This is a genomic window from Paenibacillus sp. NMA1017 (assembly GCF_058895805.1).
This window is the reverse complement of record NZ_JBZXYR010000006.1, coordinates 38,268-63,586: the sequence shown is the minus strand read 5'-3', so window position 1 is coordinate 63,586 and position 25,319 is coordinate 38,268. Positions and strand designations below refer to the sequence as shown.

Genomic DNA, 25,319 nt, shown 5'->3' with positions numbered 1-25,319 from the left:
ACCCGCTAATGAACCACATGTCTAGCGTTCCCGCGGACAACCGGATATCCGTAGTTATTATCGCTCAGGATGATGGCACTCGAATCACAGCCGCCATTAAATCCTGCAAGCCCTTTGCGGACGATATCGTCGTCATTGACGGGGGGAGCAAGGACAATACGATTCAGGTAGCTGAATCCTTGGGCTGTCGAGTGTTTTCTAACCCGTGGCCCGGTTATGCCAAACAGCGCATGTTTGGTGTTGAAAAAGCGGAATTTGATTGGATATTCCTGATTGATACGGACGAAGTAGTGGATGCAGAGTTGCTTGGAGACTTGTTGAAAGTAAAGGAAACGCTCCACGATCCGGCCAAAGCATATTCCGTATTTCGGATTGGAGATTTTCTCGGTAAATGGATGAACAAAGGCGAATACCTGGTTCGTTTGTACAATCGGCGTATTTATGGCATTACGAATAGTCTTGTTCATGAAATGCCGGATGTAGCCTCTTCCCAGATTATCAATCTGGAGGGCGTGTTATGGCACTACGGCTTCCGCAGCATCAGTGATCATATGACCCGTTTTAACAAATATACAGATCTGGAAGCAGAGACGGCATTTAACAAAGGAAGATCCTTTCGGATTACCAGACTGTTGTGGCGGCCTCCTGCCCGCTTTGTGCAGAAATATTTTGTCCAAGGCTTATACCGCAAGGGATTGGCGGGTTTTGCCGTAGCCGTTTTCTGGGTGATGTATGAGTTTCTCGTCTGCTTCAAGCATTATGAGCTAACCAAGCGGCGAAAAAAGATAGAAATCGTGAATGACGGACAGACCGAGCAGAAAGGAGAAACCAGCTATGTCGTACAATAACGGATTTCGTATTGCGGCAACGGGGCTTAGCTGGCCGTCCTTGCAGCCAGGAGGCCTCAACACATATTTCAAATCCATCTGTGAGCAGCTTACGTTAGAGCGCAATACGCTGGATGCTCTAATCTGTAGTGACGAGCAGCCGCAGGCGCCCGACCGTATTCGGATTCATTCGATTGGCAGCAAGCAGCAATCCATGTGGAAGCGTCGAGAGCTAATGCAAAAATATGCAGCAGAGCTGTTCGACAAGCAACCGACGGATGTACTGTATTCCCATTTTGCTCCCTATGGTGTCGGACCGGCGCTGGAGGCGAAAAAAAGAGGAATTCCGGTAGTTACCACCTTTCACGGACCGTGGACGGAGGAAATGAAGATTGAAGGACAGGGCATTAAGCATTTGCTAAAAACGACGTTGGCCAAATCCATTGAAATGAAGGCCTACGGACTGGCGGATAAATTTATAGTGCTAAGCGAAACATTTCGGGATATTTTGCATGAGCACTATAAGGTTCCACTCAGCAAAATTCATATTATTCCTGGTGCGGCGAATGTAGAAAGGTTCCACCCAGCAGAGGATCAAGAAGCAGTGCGGAAACGCCTGAATTTGCCGCAAAATGCGACGATTGTGCTAACCGTTCGTCGTCTTGTTAATCGAATGGGACTGCTACAGCTACTGGAAGCATGGCGACGAGTAACCGAGCGTCACCCTGATCATCTGTTGCTGATTGGAGGGAAGGGCCCCTTGATGGACGAATTGGCTTCCAAGGTGGCGGAATACAATCTTCATAATCATGTAAGGCTGCTCGGTTATGTGTCGGATGAGGAGCTTCCATTGTTCCATCAAGCATCGAATTTGTTCGTTGTACCCACACAGGCACTGGAAGGTTTCGGTCTGATCACAGTGGAGGCGATGGCCTCGGGACTGCCGGTGCTGGCGACGCCTGTGGGTGGCAACAAGGAGATTTTAAGAGGATTCCGTCCCGAGCTTTTGTTCAAGGGAACGGATAGTGAAGCCATTGCTGAAGGGTTGCTACGTGTGCTGGATCATCGTGAACTTCTACCGAATGCAAGGGAATGCCGGGACCATGTCCTGAGCAGATATACATGGGGACATGTAGCGGAGCAGGTGGAAGAAGTGTTCCGACAGGTCCTTGATAGAAAGGCGGCGGCGAAATGATGAGAGTAGCTTATATTGACCATACGGCAAGATGGAGCGGCGGCGAAGTCGCTTTGTACAACATACTGACGAATATCGGGGAACATATCGATCCGCTCGTTATTTTGGCAGAGGAGGGCGATTTGGCAGATCGGCTTCGGCAGCGTGATATTGATGTGCGCATCGTTCCATTGGACGATTCGATTCGCAATCGGGGACGGAACGCCGTGAATCTAGGTGCGCCTGCGGCAGCTTTTCGTTTGCTGGCATACGGTAGAAAACTTGCGCCCTTGCTGCGTGAGGAAAAGGTCGTGTGCGTTCACACGAACTCGCTCAAGTCTGCACTGTATGGTGCAGTAGCTGCCAAATCAGCGAAGCTGCCCTTGATCTGGCATATCCGTGATCACATCGGTCCGCCGTACCTGAAGCCGATTGTAGCCAAAGGGATTCGGCTGATGTCCCGCTTTTTGCCCAACGGAGTGATTGCCAATTCCAAGTCCACACTGAGTGCGTTGGAGTTACCCCCGGACAAAAAGACGCTCGTCGTTTATTCCGCTTTTGCCAAAGCAATTACAGCACGTGACACGGCTGCGCATTCACGTGGTGATGACTCCTTTAACGTCGTATTGGTCGGCAGATTGGCGGAATGGAAGGGACAGCATATTTTACTGGAAGCGGCACGTTCCTTTTTACCGGATCAGCGCGTGAAATTCTGGCTGGCTGGAGATGCATTGTTCGGAGAAGAGGAATACAAGCAACGATTAGAGTCCATGATGCGCGAATACGGGTTGGCTAACGTCAATCTGCTGGGACACGTCGATGACATTCAAGGCCTGATGCAGCGTTGTGATTTGCTGATTCATACCTCTATTACACCAGAACCATTCGGTCAGGTCATTATTGAAGGCATGGCTGCGGGTCTCCCAGTGATTGCTTCCAATGAGGGTGGACCCAAGGAAACGGTGGTACCCCATGAAACCGGGCTGCTTATTGAACCGGGTGATCCGGCTAAGCTGGAAGAAGCCATCCGCTGGATGTTGGAGCATCCACAGGAACGTCAGCAGATGGGTGAGAGAGGGATGGAGCGGGTCAAGAAGCATTTTGTCATCGAGAACACAGTTAAGGATATAGTTCATTACTATAAGGGTTTGTTGGCAGGAGTCTGACCGACATTCGCGTTAAAGGATGATTCAGATGAAAATAGCGATAGCACACGATTACTTAATCCAAATGGGCGGAGCGGAAAGGGTAGTAGAGGTATTCCACGATATGTATCCGGAGGCTCCTATCTTCACAACGGTGTTCAGCGACGACCGCCTGTCGCATAACTTGAAGGATGCGGATATTAGAGCCACTTGGCTACAAAAAGTCCCAGGAGTGAAGGACAACTTCAAAGGAGTGCTGCCGCTGTATCCCATTGCTATCCGTGATTTTGATTTTAGGGATTTCGACATTGTTTTAAGCTCCAGCAGTGCATTTATGAAAAGCATCCAGGTACCCAAACATACGTTTCACATTTGTTATTGTCACACACCGATGCGGTTTGCCTGGGATTACGATACATATATGGCCCGGCAGTCCAAATCCAACCTGCTCAAAAACATGCTCAAGCTGTACATGAACCGGTTGAAAACATGGGATGCCAAAACTTCTCGCAACGTAGACCAGTTTGTCGCCAACTCTTCGGTTGTTAAACGAAGAATTTTACACTATTACCAAAGGGATTCAGATGTGATTTTCCCACCTATTAATACATCCCGTTTTAAACGCGCTACAAACATCGGTGACTATTACCTGATCGTATCCCGATTGGTGTCCTACAAGCGCATCGATCTCGCGATCGAAGCATTCAAACGTAACGGTCTCAAGCTGCGCATTGTGGGTGAAGGACCGGATCGTAAACGACTTGAAGGTATGGCTGCCCCGAACATTGAGTTCCTCGGCAGGCTTGAGGATGAAGAGGTTAACAAGCTGATGGCAGAATGCCGAGCGCTCGTATTTCCGGGTGAAGAGGACTTCGGTATTACGCCTTTGGAGGCGAATGCGGCCGGACGGCCTGTCATCGCTTTTCAGGGTGGAGGAGCGCTGGATACGATTGTTCCTCATGTGAACGGCGTATTTTTCCGCAAGCATCAAGTAGAGGATGTACTGGAGGCCGTCGCAAAGGTTGAGCAACATGCATGGAATGTGGACGATATCATTACCCATGCGCGCAAATTTGATGAAGAAAACTTCAAGGATCAATTAAAAAAGTATGTAGAACAAGCCTATGTGAACTTTCTAAAAGGAGGATGAACGGAATGAAGCTGGCTGTAATCGGTACTGGATACGTTGGGCTCGTCTCGGGTGTATGTTTTGCGCAAAAAGGTAATGAGGTGATTTGTGTCGATCTGGAGCAGCACAAAATCGACATGTTGAACCGGGCAGAATCTCCGATTTATGAACCGGGTATTGAGGAATTGATCGCGTTGAATCTGGAAGCGGGCCGGTTGGAGTTCACCTCGGATTTGGCCGATGCGGTACGCCGCTCGGATATCGTCATTTTGGCGGTAGGTACGCCTTCTCTGGCTAACGGCGAGGCGAATTTGTCGTACATTGAACAGGCGGCCGCTGATGTTGGGAAAGCCATGAACGGGTATAAGATTATTATGACCAAGAGTACTGTACCTGTCGGAACGAACGAAAAGATTAAGGACGTATTGGCTCGTCACACGAGTTTGTCTTTCGATATCGTCTCCGCGCCGGAGTTCCTGAGAGAAGGCTCAGCCATCAATGATACGCTTCATCCGGATCGCATCATTATTGGTTTGGACAATACAGGATTGCGTGAAACAATGGTTACTCTGCATCAGGTGTTTACGGATAAAATCTATGTGACGGATATCCGTAGTGCTGAAATGATCAAATACGCGTCCAATGCGTTCCTGGCAACTAAAATTTCGTTCATTAACGAAATCGCTAATATTTGCGAAAAGGTTGGCGCCGATGTAACTTGTGTGGCTGATGGTATGGGGATGGACAAACGGATTGGCTCCTCTTTCCTGCAAGCAGGGATCGGGTATGGTGGCTCTTGCTTTCCAAAAGACACAAATGCGCTTATCCAAATTGCGGGTAATGTAGACTATGAATTTAAGTTGTTGAAATCGGTGGTCGAGGTGAATACCGACCAGCGCTTTATGATTGTATCCAAGCTACGCGAATCGCTGGGTCAACTGAACGGTGTGTCGATTGGCATTTGGGGCCTCGCCTTCAAGCCAAATACAGATGACATCCGCGAAGCTCCAGCACTGGAAATCGTAGAAACGCTCATTCAAGCAGGCGCAATTGTCAAGCTTTATGATCCCATTGCGATGGATAAATTCAAGGAGCACGTGGATCACCCGAATATTGTGTGGAGCTCATCCCCACAGCAAGCCGCTGAAGGTAGCGACGCTGTGTGCCTGTTGACTGATTGGGAAGAGTTCAAAAAAGTCGACCTCGTACAATTGGCCTCTATTCTGCACAAGCCGGTTCTCATTGACGGTCGTAACGTATTCGCTGAGGAACAGATTCAAGGCTCCGGGCTGGAATACTATTCCGTGGGTCGTCCGCGGATGAGTGGGTGGAACAGAGATAAAGTGGAAGCTTAAAAGTGACAGATTAAAAAGTGACTGTGGCGGTGTTGGAGGCGCTGCGCGTGCAGATTGTTCTTCCGATTGCTGTTACCCCCGGATTTTTGGATTGTGTAAAACATTCAAAGGTTAAAATCCGGGGGTAAAGGCAAACGCTGCGCTTCTTCAGAACAATTCTGCCCGCTCCGCTGCTTTCCGCCGTGGAGTCACGGTTTTTTAAAGCTCTCACCTTATGGGGTGGGAGTAGGAAGGGCGTATCAGAAAGAGCGGCACAATTGAAGCCGCTCCTGTGAAGCAAGGCAGGTAAACGCCAAGTGTGAGATTTTACAGGCTGACCGGACTTAATAATGTCCGGTCGTGCCTTTTGCAATAAACGGTATGATCGGCATGATGCATTTTTGAGTAGCGCAGGGATGGATTTGAATCTGGAGAAGCGGAGCGGTCGCCTTTGACGAGGGATTCTTACAACTAAATGTCTTATATAATCCGAAGAATCCCACGGCAACAGCGATCGTAAGATCAAATGCATTCCGTAGCGGGTAGTCAACTCATCATCAGAACGATCACCCAACCAATATAGAGAGGAAGTGGAGAGTTATGAAGCTCGTACTTTTGTCTGGTGGTTCCGGTAAAAGATTATGGCCTTTGTCCAACGATTCCCGTTCCAAACAATTTTTGAAGGTACTGGAGAGCCCGGAGGGGATTTCGGAATCCATGGTACAGCGGGTATGGAGACAATTGGGAGACAACGGATTATCAGAATCCTCGTTTATTGCGACAGGGAGAGCACAGGTCGAAATGATCCAGAGTCAGGTCGGGTCGAATACGCGCATCATTGTTGAGCCAGAACGCAGAGACACCTTTCCTGCGATTGCGCTGACAGCGACTTATCTATATTCCATTGCTGGTGTTTCACCTGATGAAATTATAGCTATATTGCCTGTAGATCCTTATGTTGAGGATGCTTTCTTCGCTTCCGTAGCCCAGCTGGAACATACGCTTCAGGAGAGTGAAGGCAAGCTTGCATTAATCGGGGTTGTCCCTTCCTATCCTTCAGAGAAATATGGTTACATTATTCCGAAAAACGATGCCACCCAAGGTAGCACAGGCTACCGCGAAGTGAGCCATTTTCAAGAGAAACCCGACCGGGAGCAGGCGGAGCGTCTGATTGAACGCAATGCTCTATGGAACTGCGGGGTTTTTGCATTCAAATTAAGTTATTTGCTGGATATCTTGGCATCCAAGGGGTTGCCGCTGAATTATGAAGAAATGCAAAAGCAATACGCATCTCTGGAAAAAATCAGCTTTGACTATGAAGTAGTCGAGAAGGAAAAGGATATCGTAGTTCTTCCGTATGATGGTTTTTGGAAGGATTTAGGTACCTGGAATACGCTCACAGAAGAAATGTCTAATCAACAAGTGGGCAGAGGTGTAGTAACGGAGGATTGCGTCAATACGAGTCTTATTAACGAGTTGGACATTCCTGTGGCGATCATTGGCACGAATGATCTGATTGTAGCTGCTAGCCCGGATGGCATTCTTGTGACCAATAAGGCAGAAAGTCCTCGCATTAAGGAAGTACTCAAGGCTCATGATCAGCGTCCAATGTATGAAGAACGTCGTTGGGGACAGTATCGGGTTGTGGATTATGTCAAGTATGACGAGGGTAACGAGGTATTGACCAAACGAATCCGCGTACGGAAAGGCAAAAATATCAGCTACCAGCTTCATTTCAAACGGAGTGAAATCTGGACCATCATTAGTGGTGAAGCGGAAATTATTTTGAATGAGAAGCTACACAAAGTAAAGGCTGGTGATGTAGTTCGCATTCCTGAAGGGACGAAGCATAGCATTTTGGCTGTGACCGATGTGGATTTTATTGAGGTGCAGACTGGCTCTGAATTGGTTGAAGAGGATATTGTCCGCTTTTGTATGGATTGGAATGAAATTTCCCGTCACCAATTTATCTCATAATTATTTTCGTAAAAACGAAAAAAAGACGAATTCATGAAAATTCATGGCCCAAACTGTCGAATTTGGGCGAAAACCTGTAAATTCATGAACATGACCTATTAAATTTTGGTAAAATAAAGTCGATACTTAGGGTAAGAAGGAATCCAAACTCCTTCCAACGATAAACGCAGCCCTGTCGAAAGGCAGGTACGCAAAGCTAAAGGGCCTTCCACAAGGATGGCAGCCTGGCTACCGAAAGGAAGAGCGAAAGTGAGATTCAATTTTATTCCTCTGTATCGACTGATACGTCATGTACTCCCCGTTGTTATGCTTTTTTCATTGTTGCCCGTCGGTTTTGGTGATTCTCTATCTGTCGCAAATGCTGCTTCATTACAACCTGTTAATTCGGACGCTTCTACTCAGGCCCGTGAACTATACAATTATTTACTCAACATCTCAGGGAAAAAAATAGTCACCGGTCAGCATGATTATTTGGAGAGTCCGGATGAATTAAGTAACAAGGTCCAAAAAATCAGTCAGGCATATGTAGGTGTACACGGCTATGAGATGGGAGCTATCTCTGGTCAATCTGACGCTACAGAAGCAGCGCAACGTAAAAATGTCGTCGATAGTGCTATCCGTTGGGACAGATCCGGTGGTATTGTGACGATGACTTTTCATGAAGCGCTACCAGGTAGGCCACTGACTTGGGCCAATGTACAGGCGAAAGTAAGTCAGACAGAGTTCAACAAATACGTGACCCCAGGTACTACGCAGTATAACCTTCTCATTGCCGATCTGGATAAGGTCGCTGTATCGTTAAAGCAGCTTCGTGATGCAGGGGTTCCGGTTTTGTGGAGACCTTACCACGAAATGAATGGCGACTGGTTCTGGTGGGGAAACAAAAATAATTTCAATCAGCTATGGAATATCATGTATGACCGTTTTACCAACACACATCAATTGAACAATCTGCTGTGGGTATGGAGTCCGAATGCGCCCAATTCGTATACTGTCCCGTATACCCCGAAATATCCTGGGGATGACAAAGTGGACATTTTGGCAGTAGACATTTACAACAATGATTTTAAGCAAAGTCATTACGAAGGTCTGCTCGGACTGGCACGGAATAAGCCGATTGCCATTGGGGAGCACGGTGAGATGCCTAGTTCTGAGGTATTGCAGGCTCAACCTAAATGGGTATATTCCATGACTTGGGGAAAGATGCTGACTGAGAATAACACAACAAATCAAATTCAGGATTATATGAATGATTCGAGGAGTTTGACGCGGGATGATGTGAAAAATGGATTGGAAACGATTCAACCCCCTGGGGCAGATATACCGACCTTACCGGACGAGGGACAAAGTGAGCCTATCCCGGCTCCGCCAGTAGTGATCGTTCCCCCAGCTCCGACTCCTCCTTCTGTTCCTGATGTGGTATATGTGAACGGGCTGCGTGGCGAATATTTTAACAATATGAATTTGAATGGAAGTCCTGCTTTGATCCGTACTGATAGCAAGCTGGACTACAACTGGCGTGCCAATGCAGCTGATCCAAAGGTGAATGCCGATCAGTTCTCGGTTCGCTGGACGGGTAAAATCAAACCGCAATATAGCGAGACCTATACGTTCGCAACGATATCTGATGATGGTATCCGTGTATGGGTAGACGGCAAGTTGGTTATTGACAGCTGGTTCAAACAAAGCTGGACAGAGCGTGAAGGCAGTATTACTTTGGAAGCAGGCAAAATGGTAGATCTAAAAGTGGAATACTATGATGAAAAAGGCGACGCAATGGCACGTCTAATGTGGGAAAGTCAGCATGAAGCGAAAGCGGTGATTCCCGGAAACGCTTTGTTTCTTCCTTGATTGATACTCTTTCCCGGTCCAAAAATTTGAGGAGAGAGGGTGGATCATATGATAAAAAAATGGTTATCCCATAGGTATACAGTCGTTTTATCTGGACTATTAGGGGTCGTAGCTATAGCGATGATCGCTTGGTTTATATACACGCCTTCAAGAAGCGCAGAATTGCAGACGGATAAAGTAGCAGCTGCCAGTCCAGTATGGAAGCTGGGGCAGAGGGATGACTCTTCAGCGGAATTCAAAGGTGTGGTCGGCAGGGATAATATCGACATTTCTACAGCAGCTGCCTCTACCGAATCATCTGCTAAAGGAGCAATGTCAGCGTTGTCGGTAGCAGAAGAGAGTACAACAGTTCCAGTATTGCTCAGCAGTGGAGATATTCCTCCCGGTTTGAATGCGTCCACGAACCCTGAACTGACACTCCAGTATAAGCTGAATCAGATTCCTCCTAATGGTATGATATTCCGTGTTCGGATTTTGGATGCGGGCAAAGCAGTCCCGCAAATGGCTGTATTTTCAAATCATCAGCTGTCCGGTATTATTCAGATTGCCGGAGTATCCGGTACTGGGAGTGCTTATAATTTCAAAAACAACTACGATTTGTATATACCTAAAGAGCAATTGCAAAGCGGTGTTAACGTACTCAAGCTAAAGACAGCGCGCTGCCTATACTGCTCCTCTGCAGAAGATAAAAATGTGTGGTGGACTTGGGATGACTTGAGCTTGGAGACGTTAGCTTCACCTGCGACCGAACCGGTACACGGTAAATATATACTGACCGGAACAAACGTGAACAATAAAGAATTTTATTATGATCAGGGTGCAGTTAAGCATTTACCATACGTTCTCAAATGGCTGGGAATTGCTTATAGTGGCAACGTCATGAGGGTCACCTGTGCCAGCAATGTGGGCAAGGCATGTACAGACGTGGATGATTACTATCAAACGTTAAAGCAGTATAATATGCAATCGTCTGCTTTGTATTTATATACAGGTGATATTAAGCTGCAAAAAGATGGTTCTCTGCCAGAGACGGCCAAGCAAAAGTTGCGCGATTATGTAAAAAAATACGGTTCTTATCTTCAATATTATGAAGTAGATAACGAACCTGGATTATTTAATCGCTCCAAGGCGGTAAATTTGGCTGTGGCCAAGTGGTTAAATACGGAAGGCAAGCAATTGGCACCGCATCTCAAAACCGTAGCGCCGGGCTGGGCCTACTGGCCGACGTACTCTACCAAGGCGTGCAAAAATCAAACCGGAGGTACGCAAAAATGCGGTGATCCGGATGGATGGGAGCGGGACCCGGCGCAGCGTAAACAGCTGGAGGAAGTCACCGACCTGACCAACGGACACGCCTACGGTGAATCGTATAATGAAGAGGACGGGGGCAGCTTCGTTCAAAATTTGAAAACCTTCGGCGGTTCGAGCGACGGACTGGCGAAGAAGATGCTGAACACGGAGTTCGGTACCAATGATACGCATCGAGACAATCCAGATTACGGGGCTAGTCAGCCACAAGCAGCCGCATTCGACCGGATTATGCGTTCACAAATTGGGTTTGCCGATATGTTTATCCAGCACGCTGCTTTTTATAAAGATTATACGCTGTTTAAAACAGGCTTCGATCTGCAAAGTCATAACCCGGCCAACACAGAAATTTATCCGTTCGGGCAAGGACAGGACACCCGCGTTAAGATCATGAGACGCTTGAGCCTAGCCTATGCCACTCATGGAAAACCTCTGACTTATACAGTGCTGAATCCAGAGGATACTAAGGATAAGATGGTGTATGTCCGTGCGGTGGATACGTCCAAGCTTAAACCGCTGGCAGGTAGCAGCGCTACTTCAGACAAATTGCTGGTGAATCTAGTGAATTTCGAAGCTACCCCGCAGACCGTTCGTGTACGGGTAACGATGCCGAAAGCCGGTTTGTACACGGGTGAACGTTTTGGAGCGGGTTCGACCTACAGTCAGGCACAGCGTTCCATATCAGGGCTCAAGGCTTCTCCTGCCCTTGATTTTGAAGAAAAGCTGGGTCCTGGCGAAGCGGTACAATATATTTTGGAATTAAAAAGTACAGATCAGACCGCAGCTTCAGCCCCAACAGGGGTGAAGGCTGCTTCTGTTCAGGATGGGGCGGTAGAGATTAATTGGCTTCAGGCAGAAGGCGTATCTTCCTATGATGTGCTGCGTGCTGACGGGACCGACGGGGCCTATCAGGTGATTGCCTCGCAAGTAGCAGGAAGCACGTATACAGACCGCACGGTAAAAGCCGGAGGCCACTATGTCTACAAAGTCCGAGCGACCGGAGGTACTCAGGTTTCCCAGGCAGCCGAGGTCGCTTAATCAGATCGGAATGCATATAGGACCTTAGAGTTCGAATACCTAACATCATTTCGAAATAAAACAAAAAAGAACCTATCAGGAGAAAATAGGACCTGACAGGTTCTTTTTTGTTGGAAAATCGTTCTGATTTGCCAATACTTTACGTATAATGAAGAAAAAAATAAGAAAATCCTTTTATATTCTCGTCATAAGACGACAACATTGCAGGTATGTATTCATATATAATAGTTTTGTTCATGACTATACATACATGGTTTGTGGGAAATCTCTTTCCGGTGACCAAGAATAATAAAGTGAGGTTAGTGCTGAATGAACAAGGAGACAGAATTAGGGGTGAACAACCCTCTTTTTCAAAACAACGTACGGAAAGCAGACAAAGCTGCCATCCACTTGGACATCCGGGACATTTTGCTCCAATGTGGGTTCGCGATGCCAGAATGGCTAGAAAGCGACGCTGATGGAACCACATACCGGAAGGACAAGCACGTGTAAATTCCAACGGCTGGTCTTACTTGAGCGAGACGGAAGCAGCCGGCCGCTTTCTTTATTCCATCATTCGCTCCATTCGGACAAATGCAATAAAACGTTTGGCTTCTTCCTCAGACAAGGTGCGTCCGTCAATGGTCAGGTTGAAACGTTGCAGAATATCCTCGTCGGACAGTTCAAGTTGGTCCACAAATTCCCTCACATCTGAATCCAATATTGCCGCCGGATGGCTCGTACGTCCCACCAAGTAGTCAATCGTTACCCCGAAAATATCAGCGAGCTTGGTCAGGATCTCAAAGTCTGGCTTGCGCCTATTTTTCTCATAGTGAGAAAGAGCTGCCCGCGTAATTCCGAGGGATTGTGCTAGTTCCTCTTGTTTTAATCCCTTATGTTCTCGTAATTCAGCGATGCGGGTGCCATAATTCATCCGTTTTTCCTCCTGAAGGCAAGGTTAAGAAAGGTAAAAAAGCATTTTTACACTTGACAAGATACGTTTTGTATCATAAATTAGTTATGTAAGTTACATAACGTATCTGCGTTTCATAGTATTCACTTATGTCTTCGTTTATATACCCTAAGAGGCCACCGATGATGAGCATTTTGTGCTTATTCGCTGGCTAGACCTTCTATGCGCTATTATACAACATTTTACTATAGATTAGAGGGTCATGCATCGTTCTTTTCCCCGTTATGCAGAGGATCAGTACAAGCGTTATTGCATCGAAAACAAGTCAATCAGGGAGGACTGGTCTTGTGCAGTTGAAAGAGTACATCCGTTTGATCCGTAAAAGAATGTGGTTGATTGGTAGCATCGTATTGCTGGTATGTACTGTAGTGGGCATAAAAAATATGTATTTTACCCCGCAGATTTATGAAGCTACCGCAAAGCTCATTATCAACCAGACGCCACGACCGGATCGTGCAGGTGTCGTTGATTACAGTGTAGTTCAAACGAATATAGCCTTAACGAACTCCTATAAGCAAATTATGATCTCCTCGGCGATTATGGATCAGGTGGTCGCCAGCTTCCCCGACCTTAAGGTTACTCCGTCAGCATTGGCGCAAAAATTAAGAGTGAACACCGCAGGTGATTCACAGGTCATGGATGTAACAATCCGCGATTTATCGTATACGAAGGCTGTGAAAACCGTCAATGCGGTAGCCAAAGTATTCAAACGGCAAATCCCCTCTATCATGAAAATGGACAATGTCACCATCCTAAGCGAAGCCAGTCTGAATGATCCAGCAGTTCCCGTGAACAGTAATGCCACTATACAGATATTTATTGCATTTGCCACCTCTTTATTGTTGGGAATAGGCTTGGCGTTTTTGCTGGAGGTACTGGACGATACATTTAAGAATGAAGAGGATATTGAAATAGAACTCGGTCTGCCTACCCTAGCCTTGATTACGAAAATGAAAAGAGAAGATAAACGCTCTGACAGCTCCACTACAACTCCTAAACAGGTAGGTGAAGGGCAATATGCCGCGATTAATCAATAATCAGCTCGTTACATCACTACATGCTCAGTCCTCCGTTTCGGAGGAGTACCGCATGCTTCGCACTAACATCCAATTTTCTTCTATAGACGAGCCGATTGAGGTTATGATGGTGGCGTCCGCTCAGGCGGGTGAAGGCAGGACGGTCACGATTAGCAATTTGGCTGTAACCTATGCGCAGGAGGGGAAAAAGGTGCTGATTATGGATATGGATCTGCGCCGTTCCTCTTTGCACCATATGTTTGGTTTGCGTAATCATACAGGGCTGACACGGGTGCTTGCCAATCAACAGGCATGGCAGGATGTGGTTCAGGAAACCGGGATTGACCATCTGCATGCAATTACAGCTGGACCAAACCCGCCCAATCCGTCCGAGATGCTCAGTTCCCGCAGAATGAATGCTCTGCTGGTTGACCTAAAAGAACATTATGACGTGATCTTAATGGATACGCCGCCGTTGCTGTCCTTTCCGGATGGCTTCATTATAAGCGCCATGTGTGACGGAGTCATTCTGGTGGTGCAGGCAGGGAAAGTCAAAAAGGATGTCGTCAAGAAAGCAAAAGCGAATTTGGAAAGAGTAAAGGCGCGCATTCTGGGTGTAGTACTTAATAATGTGAAGCGTTCAAATACCCGCGCCGAGCGGGGTATGGAGGAACGCAATCTGACATGAATAAAAAAAGGAGGAAAATGAGAGTATATAAAATTCTTTTAACAATGTATAAATAATACTTATCAATAAGGAGCGAGGTGATGAGACGTGTCTTCTTCCCGCTCGAACGATTCCGAAGTGCTGGGCGCGTCAGTGGATGTTTATTCGGTCGCTCATGGGCTTGAACGGCGGCAAGGATGGAACGTATACCCGTTCGTGAAGCGAAGCATGGACATTATATTGTCTTTCATTGGAATCATCGTGTTATGCCCGATATTTCTGCTTGTCATTTTGCTGATTAAGCTGGAGGACCCAAAAGGCAGCGCCTTATTTTATCAAGTACGTATTGGAAAAAATGAGCGGCCGTTTCGCATGATCAAATTTCGTTCCATGGTGTCTGATGCCGAAGCCAGATTGTCTGCACTGCTGGTGGAAAATGAAATTGAGGGTGCGATGTTCAAAATGCGGGACGATCCCCGAATTACCCGTGTGGGTCGCTTTCTTCGCAGAACGAGCATTGACGAGCTGCCACAATTGTTCAATGTATTGCGTGGGCAGATGAGTCTGGTAGGACCCAGACCTCCATTGCCAAGAGAAGTCCATGATTACACAGTGAGGGATAAGCTGCGTCTGACGGTTACACCGGGCTGCACCGGTCTATGGCAGATCAGCGGTCGTAATCATCTGAGCTTTAACCAGATGGTAGAACTGGATTTGGAGTACATATCCAGACGCAGTTTCCGCACAGATATGATCATTATGCTGAAAACATTTCGTGTGCTGCTAGGCTCCAAGGATGCGTATTAAAGTCTTTCATTTTCACGAAGAAGGTAGGGGATAAGTATGGATCTTCATTCCAACATATATGTAGCAGGGCATAACGGACTGGTGGGTTCCGCTATTGTCCGAGCGCTTCAGGAAGCGGGTTACCGTCATATTATTACTCGCACAAGCCGTGAGCTGGATCTACGCAATAAAGAGGCAGTAGATCATTTTTTTGAAACAGAGCCTGTGGATTATGTATTTCTGGCAGCGGCTAAGGTTGGGGGGATTTTGGCGAATAACGAATATCCGGCTGATTTTATCCGTGACAATCTGCTTATACAAACGAATGTGATTGATGCGGCATACCGGGCGAATGTAGGCAAGCTGTTATTCCTCGGCTCTACCTGTATCTATCCTAAATTTGCTCCGCAGCCGTTGCGGGAAGAATATCTGCTTACAGGTGAACTGGAGCCTACTAATGAAGCCTATGCGATTGCTAAAATTGCCGGGATTAAAATGTGTCAGTCTTACAACCGTCAGTATGGCACCCGGTTTATTTCTGTGATGCCGACGAATTTATACGGTCCGGGCGACAATTTTGATCTCCAGACCTCTCATGTGCTACCTGCGCTCATCCGCAAGTTTCATGAAGCCAAACTGAATCAATCTCCGACTGTAGAAGTATGGGGATCTGGTACGCCACGGCGAGAATTTCTCCATTCTGATGATTTGGCTGAAGCCTGTCTGTTCCTGATGAACAATTATGAGGGAAATGAAATTGTAAATATCGGCGTAGGTGAGGATATTTCCATCCGTGAGCTAGCTGAACGAGTGAAGAATGTAGTCGGCTATGACGGAGAAATTACCTTTAACACCTCCGCTCCTGATGGAACGCCGCGTAAGTTGGTAGATGTATCCCGAATTTCCGGGCTAGGCTGGTCGGCGCGTATTTCACTAGAAGAGGGATTAAGGTCTGTGTATCAGGCATTTCAAGGCCTGGATCTGGTTGAACAATAAAAAAACGGTGGGGGAATTGGAATGAAAAAAGCGCTGATCACAGGGATTACCGGACAAGACGGGTCCTATCTGGCTGAGTTGCTGCTGTCCAAGGATTATGAGGTGTACGGGGTGCGCAGAAGAACCAGCACACCGAACTTTGAAAATGTAGCGCATATCCAGAATGACATCCACTGGCTTTCCGGTGATATGACCGATCTGGCTTCACTGATCGAAGCCGTCCGTCAGTCCGACCCGGATGAGGTCTACAACTTGGCTGCTCAATCCTTCGTAGCGGCCTCATGGCCGCAGCCGTTGGCTACAGGGCAGATTACAGCGCTATCTGTCACCAATATGCTGGAGGCGGTTCGAATTGCCAAACCGGAAGCGCGCTTTTATCAGGCGTCAAGCAGCGAGATGTTCGGTAAGGTGCTGGAGACACCGCAGACAGAAACGACCCCGTTTTACCCACGTAGTCCCTACGGTGTCGCCAAAGTGTACGGCCATTGGATTACAGTGAACTATCGCGAAAGCTTTGATATGTTTGCTTGCTCTGGCATTCTGTTCAATCACGAATCGCCACGCAGAGGACTGGAATTTGTAACGCGTAAGGTGTCGGATGCGGTAGCTCGTATCAAGCTGGGGTTGCAGCAAGAGCTGCGCATGGGAAATTTGGATTCACTGCGAGACTGGGGTTTTGCGGGGGATTATGTAAAGGCGATGTGGCTGATGCTTCAGCAGGATCAACCGGATGATTACGTCATTTCCACGGGAGAAATGCATTCTGTGCGTGAACTGCTGCAAATAGCCTTTTCCCATGTAGGTTTAAATTATGAGGATTACGTCGTCATCGATCCTCAATTTGTCCGTCCGGCAGAGGTAGATCTATTGCTCGGCGATTGTGCCAAGGCGAAAGAAAAGCTGGGCTGGCGATTGGAAGTAGGCTTCGAGCAGCTCATTCATATGATGGTGGATACAGACTTGGAGCGGGTAAAAAGGCAGGCTGCAGTTGAAGCTTCAGTCGTCGTGTAAGAGATGGAGAGGCCATCCGCCTGGGCGGGGGGTCTCTTCGCTGTACATGATTGCAGCTGCATTGACAGAACAGCAGGTTATAAAGCTGTACGCAAGGTCATTTTTCAAGATGGAGTAAACCTATGACATTAGTCGAAAAACGCGCCAAACCGCGCAGAAGTTTGCTGGTGAATACGTCCTGGCTGTTCGGTGACAAAATGATTCGCATGGTGTTCGGGCTGGCAGTCAGCATCATCATGGCGAGAGTGTTGGGACCAGAGGAACTGGGAAAGTGGAATTATGCGGAATCCTTTTTCGGGATGTTTCTGATTTTCACGACCCTTGGCTTTGATTCTATATTAGTACGCGATCTTGTCAAAGACCCCAAGGATGAGCATGAGCTATTGGGTACGGCGGTTCTGTTGAAACTGTTAGGTACTCTGATAGCCATTGTACTGTCCTATTCCTTCATTTCACTGCTCAGACCGGAAGACAGTTCAGTGCTGTTGATCAATCTGATCCTGGCTACGGCCTCGGTATTTCAATTGTTTGATATCATCGACTACTGGTTTCGTGCGCAGATGCTGTCCAAATACACGGTCGTTGCCAAGAATACCGCCTTTGTTCTCGGCTCCACCATCAAAATCATTCTGTTGTTGTCCGGTGTTCCAATATGGGCGGTGGCGTTGTGTGCTCATGGAGAGTTTCTGTTGGGGAGCCTACTGCTGCTGTATTTCTTCCATAAGGAAGGACGACGTGTGAACCGATGGACGTTCCGCTTAACCACAGCTCGGCGAATTATGAACCACAGCTGGCCGCTTATATTGTCATCCTCCGCTGTATATGTACAGGCACGGATCGACCAAGTCATTATTGGTGAACTGCTGGGAAACGCTGCGGTTGGGCAATATTCCGTTGCACTCCGACTTATCGAAGTGCTGGGCTTCATTCCGGTCGTTCTGACAACGGCTTATGCTCCGGTGGTGACGCGTTCCAAGCAGAAAGGAAGCGACGAATACAGACAGACATTGTCTACGGTGTATCGGCTGATGTTTATATGCTTTCTTGTGACCTCGGTACCTTTATTTTTTCTATCCCAATGGGTAGTGGTTGTGCTGTATGGGAAAGAATTTACCGAAGCAGGCTCGCTGTTGTCACTGTTTGCGATTCGTCTGTTTTTCACGAACTTCAGTGTTGCTAAAAGCTTGTTTATTACCAATGAAAATTTGTTCAGATACACGCTGCTGACCTCGGTGGTGGGGGCGGTTACGAATATCGCTTTCAATTACGCGCTAATCCCGTTGCTTGGTGTCCGAGGGTCGTTAGTGGCGACGATCTTGTCCTTTACGATATCTGTATTTCTATTAGATTTTCTATTTAAGGAAGTTAAATCTAATTTGGGTTGGATGATGAAGTCCATCCTGACCTTCTGGCGTGTTCATATTACAGTACCGAAAGTTGGAGAGAACAATCATGATACCCATTAAACCGTTTGTTCGGCATGAGGAACAGTGCCCGCATTGTGGAGGTAAGGTACGTGGTGGAGAGGTGCTGTGGCAGGGAATCCATGTATGTGTCAGCACTGCGTGTGAGGGGTGCGGACGCGAATATCTTGAGGACATGAGGGTCGGTCACGCCACGTATTCTCCTTATCGTGTAGAAATGCCTGACTATATTCTGACAGGTGATGCGAAGTCGAGAAAATGGCTCGGAGAGCCTTTGCGGCAATCGTTGATGAATCCTTCCTATGACTTAGCAATCGGCATGACCGTGCATAAAATGAAAGCTTCTACACGTGTAATCATCGTCAACACTATGGATTATTTGTATGGTCATGCGTTGCTCAAGCTGCTCAATGTGCAACGGGAATACGAGCAATCGCCAGATCTGGGCATCATCGTCATTGTGCAAAAGTCGCTGGAGTGGATGGTGCCAGCATATGTGTCTGAAATTTGGACGGTTGATGTGCCGTTCAGCAGGGCACGTAACTTTTATCCTGTACTACATCATCGGATGATTGAGGAACTGATGCGTTTTGATGAGGTGTATGTCAGCCCGGCATATTCACATCCCAATCAGTTTGATATTGAGCAGTTTACAGGTGTCTCCCGCTATGACGAGGGGCGTGAGTCGGAGCCGCGCATTACCTTCGTATGGAGGGAAGATCGCTTGTGGAGCGGCAGCCATCATATCGCAAGAGCGGTACAGAAATTTCCGCAGCTCAAACGTGGGCTAAAACCGCTAATTTATCATCAGCGCAGTAAAATCATACGGCTGTTTCGCAGGCTGAGAGAAAGCTTCCCAGATCATCGTTTTACAGTCGCTGGACTTGGGCGTACCGGGAGCTTCCCTGCATGGATTTCTGATGAGCGTGTCACACGCTTCGACCGGGAAAGTGAGCTGCGGGTCTGCAAGGTATATGCAGCCAGCCGATTAGTGATCGGCATCCACGGCTCTAATATGCTGCTGCCCTCTGCGCATGGTGGCATGACCATTGATTTGATGCCCAAGGACCGATGGGGGAATTACGCTCAGGATATTTTATTTCACGAAACCGATCATCGGCTTACAGCCTACAAATATCGCTTTGTGCCGATGGAATCGAGTGTGACCCTAGTGGCAGATATGGCAGCTGCCCAGCTCAAAGGGGCAGATCATTTTAATATGCAGATGACGGAGGAGAGGCAACGGGAACATTCAAGTTGGAGGGGGGAGGCCGCTTCGGGACGGGTTTGATCTTCTGATCGCTGTTGACGAGGGATTCCTTGATTTATAGGCCCTGCAAGAGGGCGGAATCCCCCGGGGAATATGCTTTCGAAGCGAGCTTTCCTTCGGAAAGCTTTGAGGCGAACGCTGACGCTTCTCCAGATTCAAATCCTTACCCTCCACTACCCACCGCCACCGAAAAGAATTTCCCCCAGCCTATTGGGTGGGGAAGGTAAGAGCCGTCTGGCGATAGCTTCGCCATATCGCCTAGAACTTCTATGCCGGGCATGCATCCCGGCGTAATTAATGCTCTGTACAGTTCTCTGTCAGGGTGACAGCGTCCGGTGGATAACAATCTGGGCAGGCGACAGTCTAGCCATAGTTAAGGCATCTTGGTCAGCTAGCGGTAGTAGTTCCATGTTGTTTTGTGAGCTTGCCATAACCGTACCAAGCTCACAAGCTGTTCGACGAGGTCAGCGCCCTGCATGCATTTGCTCGCGTATCCACGCAGCAAGGGCACTTCATACCCAGCATTCCCTTTTTTAAATGTGGTGACTTTATGGAAACGGCGGTCAGCAGCGGAGCGGTCCATTTGAATCTGAAGAAGCGCTAGCGTTCGCCTTTGCAGTGGGATTCCTACCTCGGAATGTTTTATATATCCAGGAATCCCACTGCAACAGCGATCGGAAGATCAAATGGAGTGCGCAGCGGTCTCTAAACCACCGTCTCTCATAACTCACCCAATATGAAATGGCAGGAGCCCTGATGATGATTCAAAAAATATTGTATCTCCGCAATTTTGCCAGCAAGGTGAACGGGGACTCATACAATTTACAGGAAGTCGGTTTGGGCAAAGCACTCGTTCGAAAAGGCTACGATTGCGATATTGTTTACTACAACGATCGTAAGGAAACCCATCTGGAACAGGTCTACCGTCACGAAGGCTGCACCTTGCGTATTATCTGGCTCCACGGGTTTAAGTTCTTAAGCAACAGCATCTACAGAGATGTTCTCCAAGATTCTTTTCTGGATGCTTATGGACTGGTCATCACTACAGAATACAACCAGATCATGACCTATCTGCTTTCCCGCAAATGTCCTGATAAGCTGGCGTTGTATCACGGCCCATACCGGGATAACACGCACGCACTGATCCGCAAACTGTACGATATTATGCTGCTGCCGAAGGTGACAAAGTCTCTACGCCGTACCTATGTCAAATCCGATCTCGCCAAGCGCTATCTGGAGAATAAAGGTTTTGACAACGTGGTTACGATTGGAGTCGGACTGGATCGCAGTAAAGTAGAGAGAGCATTCAACAGTGACACCAGTAACAACAGTGAAGACATAAGCGGAGAACGTGAGGAAAACCGTGAGGTAGCGAATGAGCTGCGTCGAATCGGAGATCGTCCGGTGCTACTGTATGTTGGTGTACTGGAGGAACGGAGAAATATACGTTTTATGCTGAGTACGTTCAAAAGGGTACTCCAAAAGCATCCTAGCTGCCTTTTGTTAATGGTCGGGGATGGACGGAAGACGGACACAGACCGCTATTGGACCTATGCTCATGAACTGGGGATAACGGACAGTATTATACATTTTTCAAGAGTGGAGCAACGTCATCTGTGGCAGGTTTACGGAGCGGCGGATGTGATGCTGTTTCCGACCCAATACGATATTTTTGGCATGGTGCTGCTGGAAAGCATGCTGTTTCGCGTCCCGATTATCTCTTCGGTCAACGGGGGCTCGGTTACCTTGATTGAGGACGGAGTGAGCGGAGTGATGCTGAGAAGCTTTTCGGAAGAGGAATGGGCTGGTCGAATAACTACTTTACTGGATGATGCTGAGCTGAGACGAAGTATGGCGGAGAAGGCCTTCCTTACGGTCGAGCGTATGTCGTGGGATCGTATTGCGGATGAAATCGTAAGCCATCTAGGGGTCAAGCCCAAGAATTCTAACCACGCTATGCAATCAACGCAGGAAAGAGGGGCAACCACGTGAGCCAACAGGTCAGCAGACAGATGAACTCTCCTGTAAGCAAGGTGCTGATCATCCATAACTTTTATCAGCAAAGCGGGGGAGAAGACAAGGTTGTCGAGCAAGAATCGGCTATGCTGCGTTCCAGAGGAATAGAGACAGAGCATTACTATGTGCATAACAACAGCATTCAAAGCAGAGGGCTAGCGAACATGGCAAAGCTGGCGGTAGAGGCGGCATGGTCCCTGCCGGAATTCAAAAGAATCAAGAAGCTGCTTTTACAGGTGAAGCCGGATGTGGTGCATGTGCATAATTTTTTTCCGGTTATATCCCCTTCGGTCTATCATGCTTGTGAACGGCTGGGGATTCCGGTTGTCCAGACACTGCATAATTACAGGCTGATTTGTCCGGCGGCAACCTTTATGCGAGGGAATAAGGTTTGTGAAAAATGCCTGCACGGCACGCTGCTGCACTCCATCCGTCATGGATGCTACCGAGGCTCACAGCTTCAGACGATTCCGGTGGCGGCGATGATTAAGTTCAACGATCTGATCGGCACATGGCAGCACAAGGTAAGTCGCTATATTGCGCTGACGGAGTTTGCACGGGACAAATTTGCCGAAAGCGGTATTCCACTTGATCGTATCGCGGTAAAGCCGAATTTTATCCATCATAAAACAGTGAAAACCCAGTATGACCCGAATGATCGTTATTTGTTGTTTGTGGGGCGGATTTCAGCTGAAAAAGGGGTTCGCAATCTGCTGCAAGCCTGGTCACAGTGGGAAGATCGGGGGGGATTGAGACTGGTCATCATTGGGGATGGTCCGGAAAAGGCTGAATTGGCCGCTGCTTATCCGCAGGAAGATGTTCGGTTTCTCGGTAAGCAGGATGGAGACACGGTACTGGATTGCATGAGCCGGGCCATGTATGTCATGGTGCCTTCCATTTGGTATGAGGGATTTCCCATGACCATTGTAGAGTCTTTTTCTGTTGGAACTCCGGTATTATGCAGCCGTCTCGGCGCACTAGAGGAAGTCGTGGAGGACGGAGTGACGGGTTTCCATTTTCAACATGATGATTTGGAAAATATAAAGACCGTGATTCGCCGCGCAGTAGCCTATGAAAACTATGCAGCTATGAGACAGAAGGTGTCGGAAAACTATGCTGCACGCTATACGGAAGAAGTGAATGTGAAGCAGCTGATGGCGATATATAGCGAGGCGATGGAGGAGCGTGATTATGAAAAAGCTGCCCCAATATAGAGTTGGAAGGATTGCGAATGCAGATATTGCAGCACTTACGTTTCTGGAAACGGTACACACGCTGGAACAATGGGCAGTCGAACGAATGGACGGCTATGTATGTATTTGCAACACGCATTCTATTGTCACAGCCGGGAATCATGCTGAGTTCCACAAAGCGCTCACTCAAGCCGATTTGTGTACTCCGGATGGTATGCCGTTGGTATGGGCGCTTAAGCTGTACGGATTTGAGCGTCAGGATCGGGTAGATGGTCCCAGTCTGATGCTCAAGTTGTGCGAACGTGCGCCACAGACGAAGGTGAGTATATATTTTTACGGCAGTACGCCGGATACGCTGGATAGCTTAAAAGAAAGAGTAAGACAGGATTACCCCGGAATCCGCATCGCGGGCAGCTTTTCACCGCCATTTCGTGAGCTTCATCCAGATGAGGAGGAGCGGATCATTGATGAAATCAATGCATCCGGCGCGCATATCATATTCGTCAGCTTAGGCTGCCCGAAGCAGGAAATATGGATGCATCGAAACAAAGGCCGCATCCATGGCGTGATGATTGGAGTAGGGGCGGCCTTTGACTATATCACTGGAAAGGTTCGTAGACCGCCGCTAGCGATACAAAAGCTGGGGCTGGAGTGGTTGTATCGTCTGATCTGTGAACCGAAGCGATTATGGAAGAGGTATGCCTATAACAATCCGATGTATGTATACCGTTTTCTAAAATCTTATCGACAAAACAAACGGCTTACGCTCTATCATAATCGGCTTGCAGGAAGAGATATAGAGAAGTGAAGTCGGTAAAAGCAGGATGCAATGAGACAGCATGTAAAAGGGGGAGTTGCTTTGAAGCTATGTGTAATGGGTGCAGGGTATGTCGGGCTGGTGTCGGGGGTCTGTTTTGCCGCACTCGGCAATACCGTCGTTTGTGTAGATCAGAATGAGGACAAAATACATCAGCTGCGTGCAGGTGAGGTGCCGATTTATGAACCGGGATTAAAGGCTCTAATTAAAGATAATGTAGAACAAGGCCGACTAAGCTTTACAACAGATACGGCAGCTTCGGTGGAGGCAGCTGAAATTATTATTTTGGCGGTCGGCACGCCTTCACTGCCGGGTGGGGAAGCGAACTTGTCCTATATTGAAGAAGCCGCCTGCGAGGTGGCAGACGCCATGAATGGCTACAAAGTCATTGTCACCAAAAGCACGGTGCCTGTCGGAACGAACGAACGTATTCAAAATTGGATTGCGAGCCGCACAAACTATCCTTTTGGTGTGGCTTCGGTTCCTGAATTTTTACGTGAAGGTTCAGCAGTCATAGACACCCTACAGCCAGATCGAATCATCATCGGAGCTTCCGACCCACATGTGTCCGCATTGCTGACCACACTGCACGAGCCACTGACGACCAATATCGTAACCACAGATATCCGTTCGGCGGAGATGATCAAGTACGCGTCGAATGCTTTTTTGGCGACCAAAATTTCGTTTATTAATGAGATTGCAAATATTTGCGAAAAGGTGGGCGCAGACGTTACACGCGTAGCACACGGTATGGGGCTGGATCAGCGGATCGGTTCCTCCTTTTTGTCTGCTGGTATCGGCTATGGAGGTTCCTGTTTTCCCAAGGATACACAAGCTCTGATCCAAATTGCGGGCAATGTGGACTATGAATTCAAGCTGCTGAAATCTGTGGTGGAAGTGAATCAGGGGCAACGTTTTAACGTGATTCGTAAGCTTAAAGAGGCGCTGGGTGATCTGGAAGGAGCTACGATTGGTATATGGGGACTGGCCTTTAAACCGAATACAGATGACGTAAGAGATGCCCCGGCGCTGGATATCATGCAGTCGCTGCTGGAGGCAGGGGCGGAAATTCGTGCATATGACCCGATCGCTACGGCTAACTTCCGCAGACTGCTGGACAGCTCGGAAGTAACGTGGGCAGATAGCGCACGAGAAGCGGCAGAGGGATGCGACGCACTGTGTCTATTGACGGAATGGGAAGAGTTTGGCGAAATCGGGCTGGGTGAGCTGAATGAGCTTATGAAGTATCCAATTATGATTGACGGACGCAATGTGTACAGCGAAGAGCAAATCAGACAATCCGCCTTTGCATACTATTCTGTCGGCAGGCCACAGATGAACAATCTGGATGTAGATCGTCATCAGTCTGTAGTAAATCCGTAAAGGGG

The 25,319-nt window shown here is 47.9% G+C and carries 21 protein-coding genes and 1 riboswitch; of the genes, 20 read left to right on the top strand and 1 reads right to left on the bottom strand.

Features of this window, described 5'->3' with window-relative positions:
• Positions 1-8: 8 nt before the first annotated feature.
• From AC5ELV_RS16240 to AC5ELV_RS16200, 9 genes are all read left to right on the top strand, one after another.
• A complete protein-coding gene (locus AC5ELV_RS16240) occupies positions 9-848 on the top strand; it encodes a glycosyltransferase family 2 protein (RefSeq protein ID WP_493430999.1) in 840 nt (279 codons plus the stop codon).
• Positions 835-2,022: a glycosyltransferase family 4 protein gene (locus tag AC5ELV_RS16235; protein ID WP_493430998.1), complete on the top strand. Its 1,188-nt coding sequence runs from the start codon at positions 835-837 to the stop codon at positions 2,020-2,022. The genes AC5ELV_RS16240 and AC5ELV_RS16235 overlap by 14 nt, the downstream gene beginning before the upstream one ends.
• Positions 2,019-3,167 (top strand): glycosyltransferase family 4 protein, encoded by a 1,149-nt coding sequence (locus tag AC5ELV_RS16230; RefSeq protein ID WP_493430997.1) that lies wholly within the window; start codon positions 2,019-2,021, stop codon positions 3,165-3,167. The genes AC5ELV_RS16235 and AC5ELV_RS16230 overlap by 4 nt, the downstream gene beginning before the upstream one ends.
• Positions 3,168-3,195: 28 nt before the next feature.
• Complete coding sequence (locus AC5ELV_RS16225; RefSeq protein ID WP_493430996.1) at positions 3,196-4,296, top strand: glycosyltransferase; 1,101 nt, start codon at positions 3,196-3,198, stop codon at positions 4,294-4,296.
• 5 nt (positions 4,297-4,301) lie between these two features.
• The gene (locus AC5ELV_RS16220) at positions 4,302-5,630 is read left to right on the top strand and encodes a UDP-glucose dehydrogenase family protein (protein ID WP_493430995.1); all 1,329 of its coding nucleotides are present in this window, start codon (positions 4,302-4,304) and stop codon (positions 5,628-5,630) included.
• 579 nt (positions 5,631-6,209) lie between these two features.
• The gene (locus AC5ELV_RS16215) at positions 6,210-7,586 is read left to right on the top strand and encodes a sugar phosphate nucleotidyltransferase (protein WP_190298795.1); all 1,377 of its coding nucleotides are present in this window, start codon (positions 6,210-6,212) and stop codon (positions 7,584-7,586) included.
• 155 nt (positions 7,587-7,741) lie between these two features.
• Positions 7,742-7,822, top strand: a riboswitch (cyclic di-GMP riboswitch).
• 13 nt (positions 7,823-7,835) lie between these two features.
• A complete protein-coding gene (locus AC5ELV_RS16210) occupies positions 7,836-9,437 on the top strand; it encodes a glycosyl hydrolase (protein ID WP_493430994.1) in 1,602 nt (533 codons plus the stop codon).
• A gap of 48 nt (positions 9,438-9,485) precedes the next feature.
• On the top strand, positions 9,486-11,783 hold the full coding sequence (locus AC5ELV_RS16205; protein ID WP_493430993.1) for a hypothetical protein: 2,298 nt from the start codon (positions 9,486-9,488) through the stop codon (positions 11,781-11,783).
• A gap of 309 nt (positions 11,784-12,092) precedes the next feature.
• On the top strand, positions 12,093-12,275 hold the full coding sequence (locus AC5ELV_RS16200) for a hypothetical protein (protein WP_493430992.1): 183 nt from the start codon (positions 12,093-12,095) through the stop codon (positions 12,273-12,275).
• Positions 12,276-12,327: 52 nt separating this feature from the next.
• Here the strand turns inward: AC5ELV_RS16200 and AC5ELV_RS16195 are convergent, their stop codons facing one another.
• Positions 12,328-12,696, bottom strand: a complete 369-nt coding sequence (locus AC5ELV_RS16195; protein ID WP_025720479.1) for a helix-turn-helix domain-containing protein — start codon at positions 12,694-12,696, stop codon at positions 12,328-12,330.
• 326 nt (positions 12,697-13,022) lie between these two features.
• Here AC5ELV_RS16195 and AC5ELV_RS16190 point away from each other — a divergent pair, with 326 nt between their 5' ends.
• The 11 genes from AC5ELV_RS16190 to AC5ELV_RS16140 all read left to right on the top strand — a co-directional run bounded on the left by AC5ELV_RS16190 (position 13,023) and on the right by AC5ELV_RS16140 (position 25,314).
• Positions 13,023-13,772 carry a YveK family protein gene (locus tag AC5ELV_RS16190; RefSeq protein ID WP_493430991.1) on the top strand — a complete coding sequence of 250 codons (750 nt, stop codon included), beginning with the start codon at positions 13,023-13,025 and terminating at the stop codon, positions 13,770-13,772.
• Complete coding sequence (locus AC5ELV_RS16185; RefSeq protein ID WP_493430990.1) at positions 13,753-14,439, top strand: CpsD/CapB family tyrosine-protein kinase; 687 nt, start codon at positions 13,753-13,755, stop codon at positions 14,437-14,439. Before AC5ELV_RS16190 ends, AC5ELV_RS16185 begins: the two co-directional genes overlap by 20 nt.
• Positions 14,440-14,526: 87 nt before the next feature.
• Positions 14,527-15,225, top strand: coding sequence for a sugar transferase (locus tag AC5ELV_RS16180; protein ID WP_493430989.1), 699 nt, complete (start codon positions 14,527-14,529; stop codon positions 15,223-15,225).
• Between the two features lie 36 nt (positions 15,226-15,261).
• Entirely contained in the window at positions 15,262-16,200 is a 939-nt protein-coding gene (fcl, locus tag AC5ELV_RS16175) for a GDP-L-fucose synthase (RefSeq protein WP_493430988.1), read from the top strand.
• 21 nt (positions 16,201-16,221) lie between these two features.
• Positions 16,222-17,211 carry a GDP-mannose 4,6-dehydratase gene (gmd, locus tag AC5ELV_RS16170; protein ID WP_013309172.1) on the top strand — a complete coding sequence of 330 codons (990 nt, stop codon included), beginning with the start codon at positions 16,222-16,224 and terminating at the stop codon, positions 17,209-17,211.
• 122 nt (positions 17,212-17,333) lie between these two features.
• Positions 17,334-18,677, top strand: a complete 1,344-nt coding sequence (locus AC5ELV_RS16165) for a flippase (protein ID WP_493430987.1) — start codon at positions 17,334-17,336, stop codon at positions 18,675-18,677.
• A complete protein-coding gene (locus AC5ELV_RS16160) occupies positions 18,664-19,926 on the top strand; it encodes a hypothetical protein (RefSeq protein WP_493430986.1) in 1,263 nt (420 codons plus the stop codon). The genes AC5ELV_RS16165 and AC5ELV_RS16160 overlap by 14 nt, the downstream gene beginning before the upstream one ends.
• A gap of 738 nt (positions 19,927-20,664) precedes the next feature.
• A complete protein-coding gene (locus AC5ELV_RS16155) occupies positions 20,665-21,897 on the top strand; it encodes a glycosyltransferase family 4 protein (RefSeq protein WP_493431135.1) in 1,233 nt (410 codons plus the stop codon).
• A complete protein-coding gene (locus AC5ELV_RS16150) occupies positions 21,894-23,135 on the top strand; it encodes a glycosyltransferase family 4 protein (RefSeq protein ID WP_493430985.1) in 1,242 nt (413 codons plus the stop codon). The genes AC5ELV_RS16155 and AC5ELV_RS16150 overlap by 4 nt, the downstream gene beginning before the upstream one ends.
• The gene (locus tag AC5ELV_RS16145; protein WP_493430984.1) at positions 23,113-23,922 is read left to right on the top strand and encodes a WecB/TagA/CpsF family glycosyltransferase; all 810 of its coding nucleotides are present in this window, start codon (positions 23,113-23,115) and stop codon (positions 23,920-23,922) included. The genes AC5ELV_RS16150 and AC5ELV_RS16145 overlap by 23 nt, the downstream gene beginning before the upstream one ends.
• Positions 23,923-23,973: 51 nt before the next feature.
• Positions 23,974-25,314, top strand: coding sequence for a UDP-glucose dehydrogenase family protein (locus AC5ELV_RS16140; protein ID WP_493430983.1), 1,341 nt, complete (start codon positions 23,974-23,976; stop codon positions 25,312-25,314).
• Positions 25,315-25,319 lie beyond the last annotated feature (5 nt).

Bases quoted from the DNA above. Each gene is read 5' to 3' on its own strand.
- AC5ELV_RS16185 (WP_493430990.1), top strand. From the start codon at position 13,753: ATGCCGCGATTAATCAATAATCAGCTCGTTACATCACTACATGCTCAG.
- AC5ELV_RS16195 (WP_025720479.1), bottom strand. From the start codon at position 12,696: ATGAATTATGGCACCCGCATCGCTGAATTACGAGAACATAAGGGATTA.
- AC5ELV_RS16240 (WP_493430999.1), top strand. From the start codon at position 9: ATGAACCACATGTCTAGCGTTCCCGCGGACAACCGGATATCCGTAGTT.
- AC5ELV_RS16160 (WP_493430986.1), top strand. From the start codon at position 18,664: ATGATACCCATTAAACCGTTTGTTCGGCATGAGGAACAGTGCCCGCAT.
- gmd (WP_013309172.1), top strand. From the start codon at position 16,222: ATGAAAAAAGCGCTGATCACAGGGATTACCGGACAAGACGGGTCCTAT.
- AC5ELV_RS16155 (WP_493431135.1), top strand. From the start codon at position 20,665: ATGATTCAAAAAATATTGTATCTCCGCAATTTTGCCAGCAAGGTGAAC.
- AC5ELV_RS16235 (WP_493430998.1), top strand. From the start codon at position 835: ATGTCGTACAATAACGGATTTCGTATTGCGGCAACGGGGCTTAGCTGG.
- AC5ELV_RS16230 (WP_493430997.1), top strand. From the start codon at position 2,019: ATGATGAGAGTAGCTTATATTGACCATACGGCAAGATGGAGCGGCGGC.
- AC5ELV_RS16220 (WP_493430995.1), top strand. From the start codon at position 4,302: ATGAAGCTGGCTGTAATCGGTACTGGATACGTTGGGCTCGTCTCGGGT.
- AC5ELV_RS16165 (WP_493430987.1), top strand. From the start codon at position 17,334: ATGACATTAGTCGAAAAACGCGCCAAACCGCGCAGAAGTTTGCTGGTG.
- AC5ELV_RS16200 (WP_493430992.1), top strand. From the start codon at position 12,093: ATGAACAAGGAGACAGAATTAGGGGTGAACAACCCTCTTTTTCAAAAC.
- AC5ELV_RS16225 (WP_493430996.1), top strand. From the start codon at position 3,196: ATGAAAATAGCGATAGCACACGATTACTTAATCCAAATGGGCGGAGCG.
- AC5ELV_RS16145 (WP_493430984.1), top strand. From the start codon at position 23,113: ATGAAAAAGCTGCCCCAATATAGAGTTGGAAGGATTGCGAATGCAGAT.
- AC5ELV_RS16215 (WP_190298795.1), top strand. From the start codon at position 6,210: ATGAAGCTCGTACTTTTGTCTGGTGGTTCCGGTAAAAGATTATGGCCT.
- AC5ELV_RS16205 (WP_493430993.1), top strand. From the start codon at position 9,486: ATGATAAAAAAATGGTTATCCCATAGGTATACAGTCGTTTTATCTGGA.
- fcl (WP_493430988.1), top strand. From the start codon at position 15,262: ATGGATCTTCATTCCAACATATATGTAGCAGGGCATAACGGACTGGTG.